Genomic DNA, 16,907 nt, shown 5'->3' with positions numbered 1-16,907 from the left:
CGGAGGTGCCGACCATGAGGGTCCTGCTCGTCGAGGACGACCCCATGGTCGGCGCCGCCCTCGTCGGCCGCCTCGAGGACGAGGCCTACGCCGTGGACTGGGTCCAGGACGCCGTCACGGGCCTCGCGAGTGTGGGCACCCACACGTACGACGTGGTCCTGCTCGACCTCGGCCTCCCGGGACTCGACGGCGCCGGGTTCCTGTCCCGGCTGCGCGCCACGGGGAACGAAGTCCCCGTCATCGTCGTCACGGCGCGCGACGGGGTCGATTCACGCGTCGCCGGGCTCGACCTCGGGGCCGACGACTACCTCGTCAAGCCCTTCGACAGCGCCGAGCTGATGGCGCGGGTCCGGGCCGTGCTGCGCCGTCGAGGCAGCGACCACGCCGACGCCGTCCTCACCAACGGGCGGGTCAGCCTCGATGTCGCCCGCCACCTCGCCTGGACCGTCGACGGCGAGCAGGTCGACCTCCCCCGCCGCGAGTTCGCCGTCCTGCGAGCCCTGCTCACCCGACCCGGCGTGATCCTGTCGCGGGACGACCTCGAGCACCGCGTCTACGGCTGGGGTCAGGAAGTGGAGTCCAACGCCGTCGAGTACGCGATCCACCGGCTGCGCGCCAAGCTCGGCGCCGACACGATCCGCAACGTGCGCGGCGTCGGCTGGACGGTCCCGAAGGACACCGCCCGATGAGGCGCGCCTCCCTCGCCGGACGGCTGTCCGCCGCACTCGTCGTGGCGACCCTGCTCGTCGCCGGCGTCGGCGGGGTGCTGTCCTACCAGCGCAGCCTCGGCGAGGCCCGGGACCTGCAGGACGACGTCCTGATGCAGGTCGCGACGCTGGCCGCGTCGACCTCGACCTCCGTGCCCACCACCGACCGGGACCCCCTGAGCGACACCACCTCCGACATCGACATCACCACGCTGAGCACGTCGGGACTGGCGGCCGATCCCGGCCCGGGACCGCACACCGTCGTCGTCGACGGCAGCGAGCTGCGCGTGGTGGTCGCGTCCAGGCAGGGCGCCGAGCCCCTCGTCATCTCCCAGGCCCTGCAGGTCCGCGAGGAGATCGCCCGGGGCGCCGCGCTGTCGGCCACCCTCCCCCTCGCCCTGCTGATCCCGGTGCTCCTCGCGGCCATCGTGCTGGGGGTGCGACGGGTCCTCGCGCCCGTCGACCGGCTCGCCGCGGAGCTCGACGGTCGGTCAGCGGACGACCTCAGCCCCTTGCACGCCGGCGACACCCCGAGCGAGCTGTCCGACTTCATCGGCGCCCTCAACGGACAGCTCGACCGCGTCCGGGCCGCGCAGGACCACGAGCGCCTCTTCATCGCCCAGGCAGCGCACGAGCTCCGCACCCCCCTGACCGCGTTGTCGCTGCAGCTCGAACGGGCCTCTGCGGCAAAGGATCCCGACGCCATCAAGGCGCGACTTACCGACGCCCGCGCCGGCGTGGACCGCTCCCGACGACTGGTCGACCAGCTCCTCGAGCTCGCCCGCGCCCAGTCCTCACCTGAGTCCGCGACGCGCGTCGACCGCTTCGACTCCGTCCTGCGCTCCGCCGTCGGCGACGTGCTCGACTCCGCCGACCGCCGCCAGGTCCGGCTCGAGGTCACGGCCGGCGGTGAGGACGCCACGCCGGTCCCTGCCACCGAGACCGCCTCGGTCCTGCGCAACCTCCTCGACAACGCCATCCGGCACGGCCCGGCCGGAGGGCTCGTCACCGTCGCGGCGAGGACGTCGGCCACCGACCTCACGGTCGTCATCGAGGACCAGGGGCCGGGGATCCGGGACACCGACCACGTGCTGCGACCCTTCGAGCGCGAGGCCGGCCAGTCCGTGGAGGGCAGCGGCCTCGGGCTCGCCATCGTCGTCGAGCAGCTGCGCCGGGTCGGTGGCACCCTCACCCTGTCCGACCGCCCCGACGCCACCCCCGGCCTGCGTGCCGTCGTCAGCCTCCCCACGACACCCCATCCATCCGGACAACGACGAGGAGCCCCACGGTGAGCACGACGACAACCCCGACAGGTCTGCGGGGCTGGCTGACGGCGTCCCGCTCGACGCCTCACCAGCTGGCCCTGCGCGTCGGTGTGGTCACCGCCGCGTTCGCCGTCTGCATCGTCCCCGTCCTGCTCCTGGCCCTGTTCGTGCAGACGAAGTGGGAGCCCCTGCTCGAGGTCGACGACGGCGCGAGGGACTCCCTGCACCAGTACGCCCTGGCCCACCCCACCTTCCTCTCCGTGATGCGCGTCCTCAGCGACCTGGGGTCGGCGACGAGCTGGCAGGTCCTCACGGTGGTCGTCGTCGTCATCGCGCTCTGGCGCCGTCGCCGGCGGATCGCGGCGTTCACGGTGGTGACCATCGCCGGCTCGTCGCTGGTGAACAGTGCGCTCAAGGCGGTCATCGGCCGCCACCGGCCCGTGGTGGACCACCCGTTCGTCACCCCACCCGGGCAGAGCTTCCCCAGCGGGCACGCCCAGGCGGCGGCAGCCGGGAGCCTCGTCCTCCTCATCGTCCTGTGGCCCCTGATGAGCGGGGTCCGGAGGTGGCTCGCCCTGGTCCTCGCCATCGCGGTCACCCTCGCCATCGGCTTCTCGCGGGTCGCCCTCGCCGCGCACTACGTGTCGGACGTCATCGCGGGCTACCTCGTCGGGGCCGCGTGGGTGGCGGCGATGGCGGCCGCCTTCCACATCTGGCGGGTCGACCGTGTGGCGCGCGCCCTCCCCGAATGACGTCGCGCGCGGCGACCCAGCCACGTACGGATGGGGACGGGTCGGCTGCCGGCGGGCCGCGTGGCCACCCGGTGCAAGGTCTCGTCGGCATCACCGTCGCCCTGGTGGTGTCCGGGATGGTGGCCCAGCTGGCGGCGCCCTACATTCGGCGCGACGACTGGCCCTTCCTCCTGCCGCGGGGGACGTCCGGGACCGCCGACCCCCTGGACAAGGTGCGCGAGGAGGGGCGCTGGCTGGGCTACGCGTGGTGGCTGCTCGTCGGGCAGCACGGCACCCCGCTGACCGCGGTGTTCGTCCTCGTCGGGTCATACGCCCTCTTCGCGGTCGGGTTCTGGCGGCTGTTCGACAGCACCGGATGGGTGGCCGGCACCCTCCTCGGCGCCGCCCTGCTGGTCTCACCGCTGTGGGTCCGGCTCGCCTACTGGCCGGGCACCCTCTCCGCCTCCGCCGTCGTGGCCGCTGCGGCGGTCTCGACGCTGCCGCGAGCCGCCCGGTATCGCTGGGGACTGGCGGTGTGGCTGCCCGTCGTCGTGGTGCTGTCCGTCCTCACCTACCCACCCGTCGCCGGGCTCCTCCTCATCGCCGCCGCCGTGCACCTGCGGCACCGGGCCTGGAAGGGGACCGCCCTCCTCTGCCTCGGGTTCGTCGGGTCGTTCGCCCTGGCGGTGCTCGTGTCGTTCAGCATCGACGCGCTCGTGTTCGGGCACTTCGGGGTGGCCATCGCGGCCTGGCGGCACCCCCACGCGGTGACCTCGCTGCACGACCTAATGGTCAACGGCCACCGCTACGTCGGGCAGGTCACCGCCCTCGGACGGACCCTCCGGTGGCCCGCCACGGTGGGAGCGGTCTGCGCCGTGGTGGGGCTCGCTGACGCGCGGGTACGACCGATGCTCCTGCGAGTCGGCGTCGCCGTCGTCCTCGTGGCCGGTCTCGAGTGCGCCCAGACGCTCGACACCGGCGTGCGCACCGCCGCGCGCGGCTCGCTCTGGGCCTGGCCGGCGGTCGTGGTGCCGGCGGCGCTGCTCCTCGCCGGCAGGCGGTGGTCGCGACGCGTCGCCGCGGTGGCCCTGCTCTGCCTGGCCCTGCTCGGCCTGCACGCCTGGCACTCCGACCTCGGCGCGCACCAGGCCACCCGGCGGGCGTACGACGCCCTCGTCACCGACGCGACGCGCACGGGACAGGAGGTCGTCTTCTACCAGGCGCCCGCCGAGCGAAGGTCCGCACGCGGGCGCATCACCGAGGGCACGTTGCGGATGATGTTCTACGAGCGCGCCGGAGTGGTCGTGCACTGGTGCAGCCCGGCGCAGTGCCGCGAGCTGGCCGCCCTCGCCGGGCCTCGTGGCGGCGGCTCCGTGCACGCCCTCGATGGGGTGGTCGGCGTCGTCGTCCCCTCCCCACCGGCGCGCTTGTGACGGCGGTCGCGCGGTCACGTCGAGGCCGTTCGTCGCGGAGCGCACCTAGCCTGTCCGCATGCGGCGCTTCCACGACGAGGACCTGTCCGGCGCGGAGTTCCGCGAGTGCGACCTCAGCAGGGTCCGGATGGTCGGCGTGGTCATGGAGGACGCGGAGATCGACGGGCTCGTCACCCACCTCGTGGTCAACGGGGTCGACGTGATGCCGTACGTCGAGGCCGAGCTCGACCGGCGCCATCCGGTGCGTCTCCTCCTCCGCTCGGACGAGCCGGAGGACCTGCGTGAGGCCTGGCGCCAGCTTCGGGAGGGGTGGACCACGACCGTCGAGCAGGTGCGGGCCATGCCCCGCGGCACCGAGCACCAGGGCGTCGGCGGCGAGTGGTCGATGCTGGAGACGCTGCGCCACCTCGTGTTCGTGCACGACTCCTGGTTCCGGCGCTGCGTCCTCGGGCTCACCGAGCCGTTCACCCCCATGGGGCTGGGTCCGCAGTTCCTCATGGAGGACGACCAGCGCGAGCTCGACGGGTCCGCCCGGCCGAGCCTCGACGAGGTCCTCGCCGTGCGAGCACGACAGGCGTCGGAGGTCGAGGCGTGGCTCGCCGACGTCACCCCGGACCGGCTCGCGCTCACCGCCCCCGTGCCCGACGACTACCGCTGGCCGCCGTACGCCAAAGGGCGGACCGTGCGTCAGTGCCTCGGCACCGTGCTCAACGAGGAGTGGGCCCACCACGGGTTCTGCGCGCGAGACCTCGCCAGGCTGGCAGGCGGGGAACGGTGGGCACGAGGTTCCTGACCGCTGCCTCCGGTCGGGGCCGGCAACGAGCACCCCTCGGCGGCGGCGATGACCAGATGATCACTGACCCCGCTCAGGCGGGTCGACGCGCCATCCCCGGTCCCGGTTCGGCCACCACGTCACCGCCGGCCAAGGCCTCGTGACAGCGCCCGCACGTGAAGTCGTGCTCGACGTCTCCCCCGCAGCCCCGGTGCCGCAGGACTCGCGGCGGCCCGGCAGGCTCGGGGTAGTGACGGTCGCCCCACCACATGAGGTGGGCGATGACCGGGAGGAGGTCGCGGCCCTTGTCCGTGAGGTCGTACTCGAACCGCGCCGGGCGCTCCTGGTAGGCGCGGCGCTCGAGGATGCTCTCGTCGACCAGGGTCCGCAGGCGTGAGCTGAGCACGGTGCGGGTGACGCCGAGGCTCTCGACGAGCTCGTCGAACCGCCGCCTGCCCAGGAGCACGTCACGGATGACGAGCAGCGTCCACCGTTCTCCCACGACCTCGAGCGAGCGCGAGATCGAGCAGACCTGACCCTCGTAGTCCTTGCCGAGCACGGCCCCATCCTACCCAGTCCGTAGCGTCATGCGACTGATCCCCCTACATTCAGTCGCATGACGCTACCCAGCATCGCCTCCGCGACCCGGACGCGACCGTCGGAGTACACCGTGCTGGCCGTGACGGCCGCCGCGGTCTTCATGAGCTTCCTCGACGTGACGATCGTCAACATCGCGTTCGGCAGCATCCGCGCCGACTTCGGCACGGCGTCGTTGTCGCTGGTGTCCTGGGTCGTCAACGGGTACGGCGTGGCGTTCGCCGCGGCCCTGCTCCCCGCCGGCGCCCTGTCCGACCGCCTCGGCCATCGCACCGTGTTCGTCGCCGGGGTGGCGCTCTTCGGCGCCGCCTCCCTGGTCGCCGGGCTGTCCGGTTCGGTGGCGGTCCTCATCGCGGCGCGGGTCGCGCAGGCCCTGGGCGCCGCCGCCCTCGTCCCGAGCGCGCAGGCCGCGCTGCTCACCGCGACCCCGGTGCACCACCGGGGTCGCGCCCTCGCGGTGCTCGGCTCGACCGGCGCGGTCGCCGCCGCCGCGGGCCCAGCGCTCGGTGGCGTCCTCATCGGGTCCGTCGGCTGGCCTGCGGTCTTCCTCGTCAACGTCCCGGTGGCCGTGGTCGTCGCGATCGCGGCGCGGCGCCTGCTCCCCCGCCCCACCCCCTCCCGCGCCGCCGGAGCCGGCGACGGGACGCTCACGACGCTGGCGGCGGTGGGTGTGGCCGCCGTGGCGCTGGCCCTGGTCCAGGCACCGGACTGGGGCCTGACCGACCCGAGGACGGCGGGGTCCTTGGTGGCAGGTCTGCTGCTGGTCGGGGTCCTGGTCCTGAGGGCCCGACGCCACGCCTCCGACGGGGCCCTCGTCCCGCTGTTCGCCCTGAGGTCCTTCCGGGTCGCGAACCTCGGCAGCTTCGTGTTCGCCACGGCGTTCTACCCCCTGCTGCTGGCCAACGCGCTGTTCCTCACCACGGAGCTCGACTACGACATCACGACGGCCGGGATCGCCCTGACCCCCGGGGCCCTGATGGCCGCCCTGACGGCGGTCATCGGCGGTCGGGCGGTGGACCGGGCGGGAGCGCGATCCGTCGCGGTGACCGGAGGCGTGCTGCTGGCCGCCGGCTGCACCGTCCTCGCCCTGCGCGCACCGGGTGGTGTCTACGTCACCGACATCCTGGGCGGCGTGCTACTCACCGGGACGGGGATCGGCCTGAGCCTCACCGCGTTGACGACGGCCGCCGTCTCCGAGGTGCCGGCCCCCCGGTTCGGGGTGGCGAGCGCGACGACCGCCTGCCTGCGCCAGATCGGCGGCGTCCTCGGCATCGCCGCCCTCATCGCGATGCTTGCGGGCCTCGGACCACGGCCGGCCACGTACTCGCTGGCCTGGGGCGCCATGGCCGTGTCCGCGGTCCTGGCGGCAGCCTGCGGAGCCGCCCTGGCCCACCGCACCCCGTCCCCGGTGACGACCTCGACGCGAGAGAGGGCGGCGACATGACCAGTGCCCGCCGGCGACGCCGCTTCACGCACCGGTTCGGACCCACGGCAGTGGTGACGGGGGCGTCGTCCGGCATCGGCCGGGCCATCGCCGTCGAGCTCGGCGGCCGCGGCATGGACCTCGTCCTCGTCGCCCGGCGTGAGCCCCTGCTGGACGCCCTCGCCGCGGAGCTGCGCACCCAGCACGGCGTCGCGGTCGACGTCCTCCCCCTCGACCTCACCGACGCCACCGCCGCGACCACCCTCCTCGAGCGCACCGCCCACCACGACGTCGGCCTCTACGTCGCGGCCGCCGGGTTCGGCACCTCCGGCCCCTTCCTCGAGGCCGACCTCGACAAAGAGGTGGAGATGCTCCGTCTCAACACCGAGGCGGTGATGACCACGACGCACGGGTTCGCCCGGCGGATGGCAGCACGCGGCTCCGGAGGGATCGTGCTCCTCAGCTCGGTCGTGGCGTTCCAGGGAGTCCCGCGGGCCGCCCACTACGCCGCGACCAAGGCGTACGTCCAGACCTTCGCCGAGGGACTGAGGCCCGAGCTCCGCGCCCAGGGTGTCGAGCTCGTCGCCGTGGCACCGGGACCCGTGCACAGCGGCTTCGCCGAGAGGTCGGGCATGACGATCACCCGAGCCGTCACCGCCCGGGCCGTCGCCGCGCCCGCCCTGGACGCCCTCGGCCGACGTGGTGTCGTCGCCCCCGGGACCCTGTCGCGGGTGCTCACCGCGGTGCTGTCGCCGCTGCCCCGCCGGGTGCGGACGACCATCATGGCGGGCGTCATGAAAGGGATGACCCCGGACGGTGGCGGAGGTCGTCAGCGGAGCTGACCGTCGGCGAGCAGCTCCTCGAGGGCAGCCCGCTGGACATCCAGCGAGGGCCGGGGCTCCGGGTCGACCACGGTGATCAGGGCCTTCCACAAGGCCCACCCCCGGGCGCGGTTCCAGGTCTCGTCGTCGAGACCGACGGCGTCGGCGAAGACGCGCCGTTCCTCCTCGCCGCGGCAGAAGGTCCAGGCGAGGACGAGGTCGCACGCCGGGTCGCCGGTTCCGCACGTCCCGAAGTCGATGACGGCCGCGAGCCGCCCGTCGCGCACCAGCAGGTTGCCGACCGCGACGTCGCCGTGGAACCACACGGGGTCGGCCGACCACTGGCTGGCCACCGCGTCCCGCCAGAGGGCGCGGCACCTGGTGGCGTCGATGGTGCCGCCCAGGGTCGACAGGACGTCGTCGACGTCGCCCTCGTAGACCGACGGATGGCTCCCGCGGTGGAACGAGTGCGGCCCGGGCCACCAACGGCAGGGCGGTGTCCTCCTTGGCGATGCCCGCGACGTAGCCCTCCCCGCTCGGCAGCCGCACCGCGAGGTCGTCACCGAGGCGGAAGGTGCGGTTGTCGTTGCCCTGGATCGGCACGGGCCGCACCTCGAGGTCCGCCCACTGGGGGAACTGGTCGCCCACCAGGGCGCGGACGAGGTCGACACCGATCTGCATCGTGGCGACGGTACGGAGGCTCGTGGAGCAGCGCGACCGCATGTGGTCGGCGACCTCCTCCAGCCGCGACCACCCGAGTCGGCGGAGGGCACCACCTGCGCGGTCCGGGGGCCGCGGGCTCGTCGCACCGGCCGACCACCCCCGGACATGGCGCACCCCGGGAAGCGCAGGGGTGCCGCCCGGGGTGCTGCGCCCATCATGCCCCACGTGGAGGGAGACCGGGGCCCGAGGACACGCACGGAACGCCGTGGCCCGAGCCCGTGAGGAGGTCCGTCCGCGGACGCTCGGGGCTGGTCGACCCCCGGAAAACCCGCTCTGACCTGCAGGTCTTGAGAGAAGGCTGAGGGGAGAACGGCTACCCGGGTGGCGATTTCTCCCACGGTGAGGGTGCAGCGGTTATGGTCAGCCAGCCGCTGGATGCAGGGCCAGCGTCTCTCCCCAGCGGGGCCCCTTACTCGCTCGGCCGACCCGTCGTTCTTTGGGGGGGGTCGTGTCTCGTCAAGAAGTCTGGGTCAAGCCGCTTCGTCAGAGCCTCGCCGAGCGGGCCAAGCAGAGCTTCGCCACCCGCCGGGTCCCCCGCGAGGCGATGGTCACCCTCGTCGGCGGCGCGGTCCGTCCGCGGTCCGGCGACGTGGTGCTGGCCCGCATCGCCCGCCTCGGCCACCACAAGCACATCGAGCAGCCGCACGGTCGGCGCAGCGTGCTCCACGAGGGCGACCTCGTCGTCCTCGCCTACGCCGACCGGTACGCCACCGACCAGTTCGAGTCCTACGTGCCGTTCAGCCTCGGCCCCTGCCACATGGTGGCCAGCGGCGGGATCGCCTCGAGGGTGCGCACCCGCAGCCGTGCCGTCCGGCCGGCCACCTCGATCGTCCCGCTGGGCCTGGTCGGCGACGCGATGGGCCGCCCGGTCAACGTGTCGGACTTCCGCCTCGAGGACATCCTCGTCCCCAAGGAGCGCCCCCGGACGGTGGCCGTCATGGGGACCTCCATGAACGCCGGCAAGACGACGACGGTGCACCACCTCCTCCACGGCCTGGCGCGCGCCGGCGCCCGGCCCGGCGCGACCAAGGTCACCGGCACGGGCTCGGGCAACGACTACTGGGTCATGCTCGACGCCGGCGCCCACATGATGCTCGACTTCACCGACGCCGGGCTGGCCGCGACCTTCCAGCAGCCGATCCCGGTGCTGGAGCGGGCCATGGCCCAGCTGGTCGGACACCTCGCGGTCGGCGGCTGTGGGGTCACCCTGATGGAGATCGCCGACGGCGTCTTCCAGCAGGAGAACCGCCGGCTCCTCGTCTCCCCGCTCGTGCACGACCTCGTCGACACGGTCATCCTCGCCGCATCCGACGCGATGGGGGCGGCGCAGGGGGTCCGCACCCTCACCGAGCACGGCTTCGACGTCTGCGCGGTGTCCGGTCTGATGACGAAGTCCCCCTTGGCGGTCCGGGAGGCGGAGGCCGCGCTGGGCCTCCCGGTCCTGGGCATCCCCGAGCTCCAGGACCCGGCGGTCGTCGGCCCCATCATCGGGCTGGACATGTCGCTCGTCCACGCCGAGCCCGAGCTCGAGCTGCCGGCATGGCCGGTGTCGCTCTCCAGCCTGGAGGACGACCACACCGCGGACGGCGACGAACGGCCGGACGACCAGGACCACGGGTTCCCGGGCTCCGAGCTGGTCGCCCTCGACGCCCGTGCTGGAGCCGGCTCACCGCCCCGGGAGGGCTGAGGTGGACGACTCCACCGCGCCGCACGACACCAGCACCGCGGCCCGGCCCGACGAGGCGGACCTCCCGTCCGGCCGGCCCACCCCGGAGGCGCTCGCCGACGCCTTCCGCCTCCCCCACCGGTCCTACGTCGTCGTCATCGCCCTGGGCCTGGCCCAGGCGGCCTGCATGGTCTGCTTCGGGGTGTTGGCGCTGCGGACGGTCCAGGCCCTGCAGGTGACGGCGGTCGGCGCCGCGGCCGACGTCCAGCTCGCCACCGCCCTTCGGCAGGTGGCGGCGCTCGCCGTCCTCGCGGTGCTGCTCGGGCTGCTGCGCGCAGCCGAGTTCACGGCAGCCGAACGGGCGGGCTACCACGTCGTCCGGCGGCTGCGGATGACGATGTACCGGCACCTGCAGCTCATGCTTCCCGAGCACCTCCACCACCGCGCCCGGGGAGGCCTGCTGCTCCGGCTCACGGGCGACCTGTCGATGCTGCGCATGTGGCTCAGCCGTGGGCTGCTCGAGGGGACCTCGGCCCTCATCGTCCTGGCCGCGGGCCTGGGCACGCTGGCCTGGATCAGCCCGGCCCTGGCCCTCGCCGTCGTCGCCGTGCTCGCCCTGGGCTCGGCCCTCTCGCTGCTCAACGGGCACGCCATGCGGCAGGCCACGCGCACGATGCGGCGCCGACGCTCCCTGCTCATCGGCAACGTCGACGAGCAGATCAACACCCTGTCGGTGATCCAGACGGCGGGGCACCTCAACGGCGAGTACGGCCGCCTGTCCCGCCAGAACGACTCCCTGACGCGGGCGCTCATCCGGGTGGCGGTCATCCGCGGACGGCTCCGGGGGATGGCCGCGGCGACCGGCCTGCTGTCCACCGTCGTCGTCCTCGGGGTCGGTCTCTACGAGGTCCGCCGTGGCCTGGTCACGGTGCCGGAGGTGGTCGCCGCCGTCATCGTCGCGCGCTTCCTCACCCGCCCGGTGCGCACCCTCGGTCTCGCCCACGACTACTGGCACCGAGGGCTGGTGTCGCGCCAGAAGGTCACCGACTTCCTCCTCAGCTCGAGCCGGGACCCGAGGGAGGAGTCCCTCGACCGGATCCGGGTGCGCCAGGGGCGGATCGAGCTCACGGACGTCGTCGTTCCGGGCGCCCTCGCCGGGATCACCGGCGTCGTCGGACCTCGGCGCATCCTCGCCATCACCGGCCCCTCCGGTGCCGGCAAGTCAGCCCTGCTGAAGGTCATCGCCCGCCAGATCGAGCCCACCGGTGGAGCCGTCTCGATCGACGACCAGCGCCTGTCCGCCACGGCGCCCTCGTCGATGGGTCGGCACCTGGGCTTCGTCAGCGCCGACCAGCCCCTCCTGCGCGGCAGTGTCCGGCGCAACCTGACCTACTCGTCGCAGCAGTCCTCCCCGGAGGAGATCCAGCGCGTCGTCCTCGGGCTCGGTCTCGAGGAGTCGCTGGCCCGTGCGGGGTCCGAAGGCGTGAAGACCTGGCTGCTCGAAGGGGGGCGCAACCTCCCCGCCGGTGATCGACAGCTCATCGCCCTCGGTCGGGCCCTGATGGGCAACCCCGCGATCCTCCTCCTCGACGAGCCCTTCACGGGGCTGGATGCCGAGGCGCGAACTCGTGCGCGGGAGATGGTCATCCGGCACCGCGGCACCGTCATCTGGGTCACCCAGGACGACGACGACATCGAGCTGGCCGACGACGTGTGGCGGATGGAAGGCGGTCACCTCGTCGAGGTGCTCAGCGGCGCCGAGCACCGGGACCGCCAGTGGCACACCACGACAGGTGGTGGTCCCCGGTGGCGCGCCACACGCACCTGACCCGTGACCGGCGGCTCATCGCCACCGCGGCAGGGGTGTTCCTCCTGAGCGTGGGCGGGCTCGCGGCCCACGCGGCCATCGCCGAGCCGCCCGCGCCGGCGGTCGTCGCTCGGCAGGTGGACGCCGGGGCCGACGGCGTCCTGACCCTGACCTTCGCCGGGGACACGATGGTCGGCGACGGCGCCCAGACGCTGGTCGACACCCAGGGCTACGACACGGTGTTCACGCAGGCCGAACCCCTGCTGGACGGCGACGTCGTCATCATCAACGCCGAGGGGCCGATCACCACCGCCTCGACGCCGGCGCGGCCGGGCGCCCCGTACAGCTACGCCAGCAACCCGCGGACCGCGGCGGCCATGGCGGCCGCCGGGGTCGACGTGCTCGGGCTGGGCAACAACCACGTCATGGACATGGGGCCGACCGGCCTGCGCGACACCCGAGCCGCAGCGGCCACCTCCGGGATGACGACGTTCGGCGCCGGGGAGAACCTCGCCGAGGCGGAACGGCCGCTGCTGCTGACGAGTGCCGACGAGAAGGTGGCCGTCGTCGCGTTCGGCGAGGACTTCGGGCCGACGATGAGGAGCACCGCCGACAGGCCGGGGATGGTGTCGTTCTCCGCCGACCGGGTCGTCCGAGGGCTCGACCTGGCCCACCGCGCCGGCGCGACCAAGGTCATCGCGATGGTGCACTGGGGGGACAACTACGCCGCCGTGAACGACAGCCAGCGGTTGTGGGGACGCACCCTCGCCGACGCCGGCTACGACCTCGTCATCGGCACCGGACCCCACACCACCCAGCCGGTCGAGACCGTCTCCGGCACACCGGTGCTCTACAGCCTCGGCAACTTCGTCTTCGGGGCGCCGGGGCGGTTCACCACGTTCGGCCAGATCGGGGTCGGCCTCGTCGCCGACGTGAGCTGGGCCGACCACGGGAACGGTCCGGGGTCGGTGACCTTCCGCTGCCTCCAGACCGACAACGACGAGGTGGGCTACGTGCCGCGCCCGTGCGACGACGGCCACCTGGCCAGCGCCAGGCTGCTCCTCGGACCGGAGGTCACGTGGACCGGCGCCGTCGGCACCGTCGCCTTCTGAGCCTCGTCGTGGTCGTGACCGGGGTCCTCGCGATGGCGTCCCTGGCGGCGTGCAGCACGACCCGCCCGTCGATGCCGCGACAGACCCCTGCCCTGGCAGCCGGGCCGTGGGAGCTCACCGTCCGGCTGCCCGGCTTCCCCCCGATCCGGGTCTTCGGCGTCACCGGGGCGGGCGACCTCACGACCGCCGCCGTCGTCGTCGTGATGCACGGGACCGAGCGCAACGCGTCCGACTACCGGGACGCGTGGGTCCCCCTCGTCCAGCGGCGTCCGATGATCGTCGTCGTCCCCGAGTTCCCCGACGACGACTTCCCGGGAGCAGCGGGCTACAACCTCGGGGGCGTCGTCGACGCCGACGGCGACCCGGTGCCCCGGGAGCGATGGACCTTCGCCGCGATCGAGCCGATCGTCGCCCAGGTGCGCCACCAGGTGGGCAACACCGGCCGCACGTTCGCCCTGTTCGGTCATTCCGCAGGGGCCCAGTTCGTGCACCGCTACCTCGAGTTCATGCCACAGGCACCGGTGTCCACGACGGTGGCGGCGAACGCCGGCTGGTACACCATGCCCGACGAGTCCGCCGACTTCCCCTACGGGCTCGACGCCCTGCCGACGCCGTCGGTCGACCTCCGGGCGCTGTTCGGGCGGGACCTGGTGGTGCTGCTGGGCAGCGACGACGTCGAGACCGAGAACCTGCGACGGGACAGGGGCGCGAACGCCCAGGGCTCCACGCGGTACCAGCGCGGGCTGAGCTTCTTCGCCCGGGGTCGGGCTGCCGCCGAGGAGGACGCGCTGGACTTCCGCTGGCGCCTCGTCGTGGTGCCGGGAGTCGCCCACGACCACGTCGCCATGTCCGCGGCGGCGGTCGAGCTCATCGCGCCGTCGGCGGGCTGACCAGCAGGTATCCCGGCCTCCCCCGTCAGGGCGACCATTCTCCATTCGTCGGTTTCCGCAGGTCCGTTCTGCGATGCTGCTCAGGTGTCCGCAGGGGACGCAGCCAGCCCGGTCCCCGAGAATGTGAGCCCCCTGCGATGCCACACCCGCCACGCATCGACCCCTGCCGCCGCGCTCCCGGCCGGGTCGGTCGATCGGCCCGCGTCCTCGCCGTGGCCCTCCTCTGCCTCGCCGCCGCTCCGGCGGCTCCCGCCTCGGCGCAGCTCCCCGAGCTGGCCGGCACCGACGTCGTCCGCACGGCGACCCTCTCCCTCACGGACTTCGCGATCACGCAGGCCGGGACGACCTACGTCGTCCCCTACTGGTCCAACGGCGGGCTGTCGCGGCCCGACAGCGCCGTGCGCAACGTCGTGGTCACCGTGCACGGCGACTCCCGCAACGCCGACGACTACGGCCGCTACACGGCGGACGCCGCGACGCTGGCGGGCAGGATGTCGACGACGGTCGTCGTCGCCCCCTGGTTCGCCGCTGCGGCGGACTCACCGCGGAGCAACCAGCTGTACTGGTCCGCGGACGGCTGGAAGCAGGGCGACCCCTCGGTCGCCACGGCGCGGGCCTGGACGATCTCCTCGTTCGCCGTGCTCGACGCCATGGCGGTGCAGGCCCACCGCTCGTTCCCCAACGCCCGGATCACCGTGGCAGGGCACAGCGCCGGCGGCCAGTTCGTGCAGCGCTACGTCGCCTTCGCCGGGCAGGACGTCGTCACCCGCTACCTGCCGATGAACCCCGGGACCTACCTGTACCTCGACACGCAGCGATGGAGCGGCACCACCCGTCGCGCGCTGACGCCCAGTGAGCAGCGCGCCTGCCCCCGCTGGAACACCTGGAAGTACGGACTCTCGCGACGCTCGGGCCCGCTGTCCACCCGGACCGACACCCAGGCGAGGGCGGCGTACGCGGCCGCCCCCGTGAGCTACCTCCTCGGGGGGCTCGACACGGTCGTGGACTCCAGCCTCGACACCGGGTGCTCCGCCACCTGGGAGGGGGCGAACCGGCTGGCTCGGGGTCGCAACTTCTTCGCCGCGCTCCCGAGGACCCTCGGCGCCGACGCCGTGCGCTCCCACTCCCTCGTGACGGTGCCCGGCGTCGCCCACTCCGGAGGGTCGATGATCCGCTCCGCAGAGGCCCGCCCCCTGCTGCTGCCGTAGCCCTTCCAACCGGGCACCGTCGACCTCAGGCGTCGGCGGGCGCCGGCTTCCGGGGCCGCAGGACGACCGCGGCGACGAGCAGCGCCACCAGGGTGAACCCGGCCGAGGTGAGGAAGGCCGGCTGCACCCCGGGGACGAACTGCCCCGGCTGCGACTGCGACGCGTAGACGCTGACGATCGCGGCGAGGCCGACGGCCCCACCCAGCTGCTGGGCGGTCTGGAGCAGCCCGGACACCGTCCCGGCCTGGGAGCGCTCGACGCCGCCGAGGACGACGACCGTGACCGGCATGAAGACCAGCGCGGCCGAGACCCCGTTGAGGACGAGCGCCCCGAGGAGGTGGGCGGCGTAGGTGCTCGTCGTGGAGATGCCGCTGAGCCAGAGGAAGCTCACGGTCAGGCCCGTCGTGCCCGCCAGCATCAGGGCCCGCGGGCCGATGCTCGCCACGAGCCGGGCGCTGACCCGCGACGTCGCGAAGATCGCGAGGCTGAGCGGCAGGAACGCCTCACCCGTGGCCACCGGGCTGAACCCGAGGACGAGCTGCAGGTACTGCGTGACGAGGAAGAACGTCGAGAACTGCGCCCCGACGACGAGGGCCATGAGGACCAGGGCACCCGCCCGGTGCCGGTTGCGGACCAGGGCCAGCGGGAGCAGGGGCGCGGACACCCGACCCTCGGTCCGGACGAACCACCCGATGAGCAGCACGCCCACGACGAAGGAGGCCAGGGTCACCGGCGAGGTCCAGCCGCGGTCGGCCGCGCTGATGAAGCCGTGGACGACCGAGACCGAGCCGACGGTGGCCGTGACCGCGCCGACGACGTCGAAGCGGCCGCCGACCCGCGGCGTCTCCGAGACGAAGCGCCGGGCGAGGAGCAGCACCCCCACGCCGATCGGCACGTTGACGAAGAGGGTCCAGTGCCAGCTGACGACGTCGGTGAGCACCCCGCCGAGGAGCAGCCCGATGGAGGCGCCGGCGGAGGAGACGGCCGTGAAGAGCGCGAGCCCGCGGTTGCGCGCGGCCTCGTTCGGGGCGCTCGTGGTGAGCAGCGCGAGGACACCCGGCGCGGCGAGCGCCGCCCCGACGCCCTGGAGGGTGCGCGCCGCGATGAGCCAGGTCGGGGTGGTGGCGAGGCCGCCGAGCAGGCTGGCGACGGTGAAGACGGCCAGGCCCAGCTCGAAGGTGCGCAGGCGACCGAACACGTCGCCCAGCCGCCCGCCGAGCAGCAGCAGGCCGCCGAAGGCGAGGGTGTAGGCGTTGAGCACCCACGACAGGCCGGCGGGCGAGAAGCCGAGGTCGGTGCGGATGTGCGGGAGGGCGACGTTCACGACGGTGGCGTCGAGCACGAGCATCAGCTGGGCGACGAGCACGATGCCGATGCCGACGGTGGCGCGGCGGGCGGAGCGCTCACCGGAGGCGCCGTCCGCGGTGGTGGCGGCCGCGGGAAGGGAGGGAGCGGAGGAGGTGGCGCCGGTGAGCGCCTCGGTGGTGCTGGTCGACATCGGGTCCTCAGGATTCGCGGGTCTGGGCGTGCGCCTCGGGGCGGGGTGCCGGACGGCGACCACCCTCGGGCGTCATCGGGGTGAAGGAGGTGCGGGTGCGCACGCCCGTCGGGGCGCGCCCGGACAGCGGGGCCCGGTGCGTGGTGGCGAGGTGCGACAGGTGGAGGCGCCGCGCCTGGCGGGTGGGGTGGATCGTGGTGGTCATGGCTGCTGGCTCCCTCTGGGCGACGGTCCGCGCTACGATTAGCGGAGAA

The 16,907-nt window shown here is 73.6% G+C and carries 16 protein-coding genes; 12 read left to right on the top strand and 4 right to left on the bottom strand.

The window, feature by feature from the left end:
* The first annotated feature begins 14 nt into the window (after window positions 1-14).
* The 5 genes from ACFLFB_RS04000 (at window position 15) to ACFLFB_RS03980 (ending at window position 4,929) form a co-directional block, all read left to right on the top strand.
* A complete protein-coding gene (locus ACFLFB_RS04000) occupies window positions 15-689 on the top strand; it encodes a response regulator (RefSeq protein WP_392544417.1) in 675 nt (224 codons plus the stop codon).
* A complete protein-coding gene (locus ACFLFB_RS03995; protein WP_392544416.1) occupies window positions 686-1,999 on the top strand; it encodes an ATP-binding protein in 1,314 nt (437 codons plus the stop codon). Before ACFLFB_RS04000 ends, ACFLFB_RS03995 begins: the two co-directional genes overlap by 4 nt.
* Window positions 1,996-2,724 (top strand): phosphatase PAP2 family protein, encoded by a 729-nt coding sequence (locus tag ACFLFB_RS03990; protein ID WP_392544415.1) that lies wholly within the window; start codon window positions 1,996-1,998, stop codon window positions 2,722-2,724. Before ACFLFB_RS03995 ends, ACFLFB_RS03990 begins: the two co-directional genes overlap by 4 nt.
* A gap of 71 nt (window positions 2,725-2,795) precedes the next feature.
* The gene (locus ACFLFB_RS03985; protein ID WP_392544414.1) at window positions 2,796-4,136 is read left to right on the top strand and encodes a hypothetical protein; all 1,341 of its coding nucleotides are present in this window, start codon (window positions 2,796-2,798) and stop codon (window positions 4,134-4,136) included.
* A gap of 58 nt (window positions 4,137-4,194) precedes the next feature.
* The gene (locus ACFLFB_RS03980) at window positions 4,195-4,929 is read left to right on the top strand and encodes a DinB family protein (RefSeq protein ID WP_392544413.1); all 735 of its coding nucleotides are present in this window, start codon (window positions 4,195-4,197) and stop codon (window positions 4,927-4,929) included.
* Window positions 4,930-5,002: 73 nt separating this feature from the next.
* Here ACFLFB_RS03980 and ACFLFB_RS03975 read toward each other — a convergent pair whose 3' ends face one another.
* The gene (locus ACFLFB_RS03975; protein ID WP_392544412.1) at window positions 5,003-5,467 is read right to left on the bottom strand and encodes a winged helix-turn-helix transcriptional regulator; all 465 of its coding nucleotides are present in this window, start codon (window positions 5,465-5,467) and stop codon (window positions 5,003-5,005) included.
* A 57-nt stretch (window positions 5,468-5,524) separates the two neighbouring features.
* Between ACFLFB_RS03975 and ACFLFB_RS03970 the strand changes: the two genes are divergently transcribed.
* Window positions 5,525-6,949, top strand: a complete 1,425-nt coding sequence (locus ACFLFB_RS03970) for an MFS transporter (protein ID WP_392544411.1) — start codon at window positions 5,525-5,527, stop codon at window positions 6,947-6,949.
* Complete coding sequence (locus ACFLFB_RS03965; protein WP_392544410.1) at window positions 6,946-7,770, top strand: SDR family NAD(P)-dependent oxidoreductase; 825 nt, start codon at window positions 6,946-6,948, stop codon at window positions 7,768-7,770. Before ACFLFB_RS03970 ends, ACFLFB_RS03965 begins: the two co-directional genes overlap by 4 nt.
* Here ACFLFB_RS03965 and ACFLFB_RS03960 read toward each other — a convergent pair.
* Window positions 7,758-8,102, bottom strand: a complete 345-nt coding sequence (locus tag ACFLFB_RS03960) for a phosphotransferase (RefSeq protein ID WP_392544409.1) — start codon at window positions 8,100-8,102, stop codon at window positions 7,758-7,760. The genes ACFLFB_RS03965 and ACFLFB_RS03960 overlap by 13 nt on opposite strands.
* Window positions 8,103-8,920: 818 nt before the next feature.
* Here ACFLFB_RS03960 and ACFLFB_RS03955 point away from each other — a divergent pair.
* From ACFLFB_RS03955 to ACFLFB_RS03935, 5 genes are all read left to right on the top strand, one after another.
* On the top strand, window positions 8,921-10,159 hold the full coding sequence (locus ACFLFB_RS03955) for a DUF1611 domain-containing protein (protein WP_392544408.1): 1,239 nt from the start codon (window positions 8,921-8,923) through the stop codon (window positions 10,157-10,159).
* 1 nt (window position 10,160) lies between these two features.
* Entirely contained in the window at window positions 10,161-11,966 is a 1,806-nt protein-coding gene (locus tag ACFLFB_RS03950; RefSeq protein WP_392544407.1) for an ATP-binding cassette domain-containing protein, read from the top strand.
* Window positions 11,945-13,057, top strand: coding sequence for a CapA family protein (locus ACFLFB_RS03945; protein WP_392544406.1), 1,113 nt, complete (start codon window positions 11,945-11,947; stop codon window positions 13,055-13,057). The genes ACFLFB_RS03950 and ACFLFB_RS03945 overlap by 22 nt, the downstream gene beginning before the upstream one ends.
* Window positions 13,058-13,071: 14 nt before the next feature.
* On the top strand, window positions 13,072-13,947 hold the full coding sequence (locus ACFLFB_RS03940) for a hypothetical protein (RefSeq protein ID WP_392544405.1): 876 nt from the start codon (window positions 13,072-13,074) through the stop codon (window positions 13,945-13,947).
* A 137-nt stretch (window positions 13,948-14,084) separates the two neighbouring features.
* On the top strand, window positions 14,085-15,155 hold the full coding sequence (locus tag ACFLFB_RS03935; protein WP_392544404.1) for a hypothetical protein: 1,071 nt from the start codon (window positions 14,085-14,087) through the stop codon (window positions 15,153-15,155).
* 25 nt (window positions 15,156-15,180) lie between these two features.
* Here the strand turns inward: ACFLFB_RS03935 and ACFLFB_RS03930 are convergent, their stop codons facing one another.
* Both ACFLFB_RS03930 and ACFLFB_RS03925 read right to left on the bottom strand, forming a co-directional pair.
* A complete protein-coding gene (locus tag ACFLFB_RS03930; protein WP_392544403.1) occupies window positions 15,181-16,653 on the bottom strand; it encodes an MFS transporter in 1,473 nt (490 codons plus the stop codon).
* Window positions 16,654-16,660: 7 nt separating this feature from the next.
* Entirely contained in the window at window positions 16,661-16,858 is a 198-nt protein-coding gene (locus tag ACFLFB_RS03925) for a hypothetical protein (protein ID WP_392544402.1), read from the bottom strand.
* Between the last annotated feature and the right edge of the window lie 49 nt (window positions 16,859-16,907).

The organism is Oryzobacter telluris (genome assembly GCF_043099285.1).
Classification (GTDB): domain Bacteria; phylum Actinomycetota; class Actinomycetes; order Actinomycetales; family Dermatophilaceae; genus Oryzobacter; species Oryzobacter telluris.
Note: the sequence above shows the minus strand (reverse complement) of the source record. Positions and strands in the feature narration are given on the sequence as shown.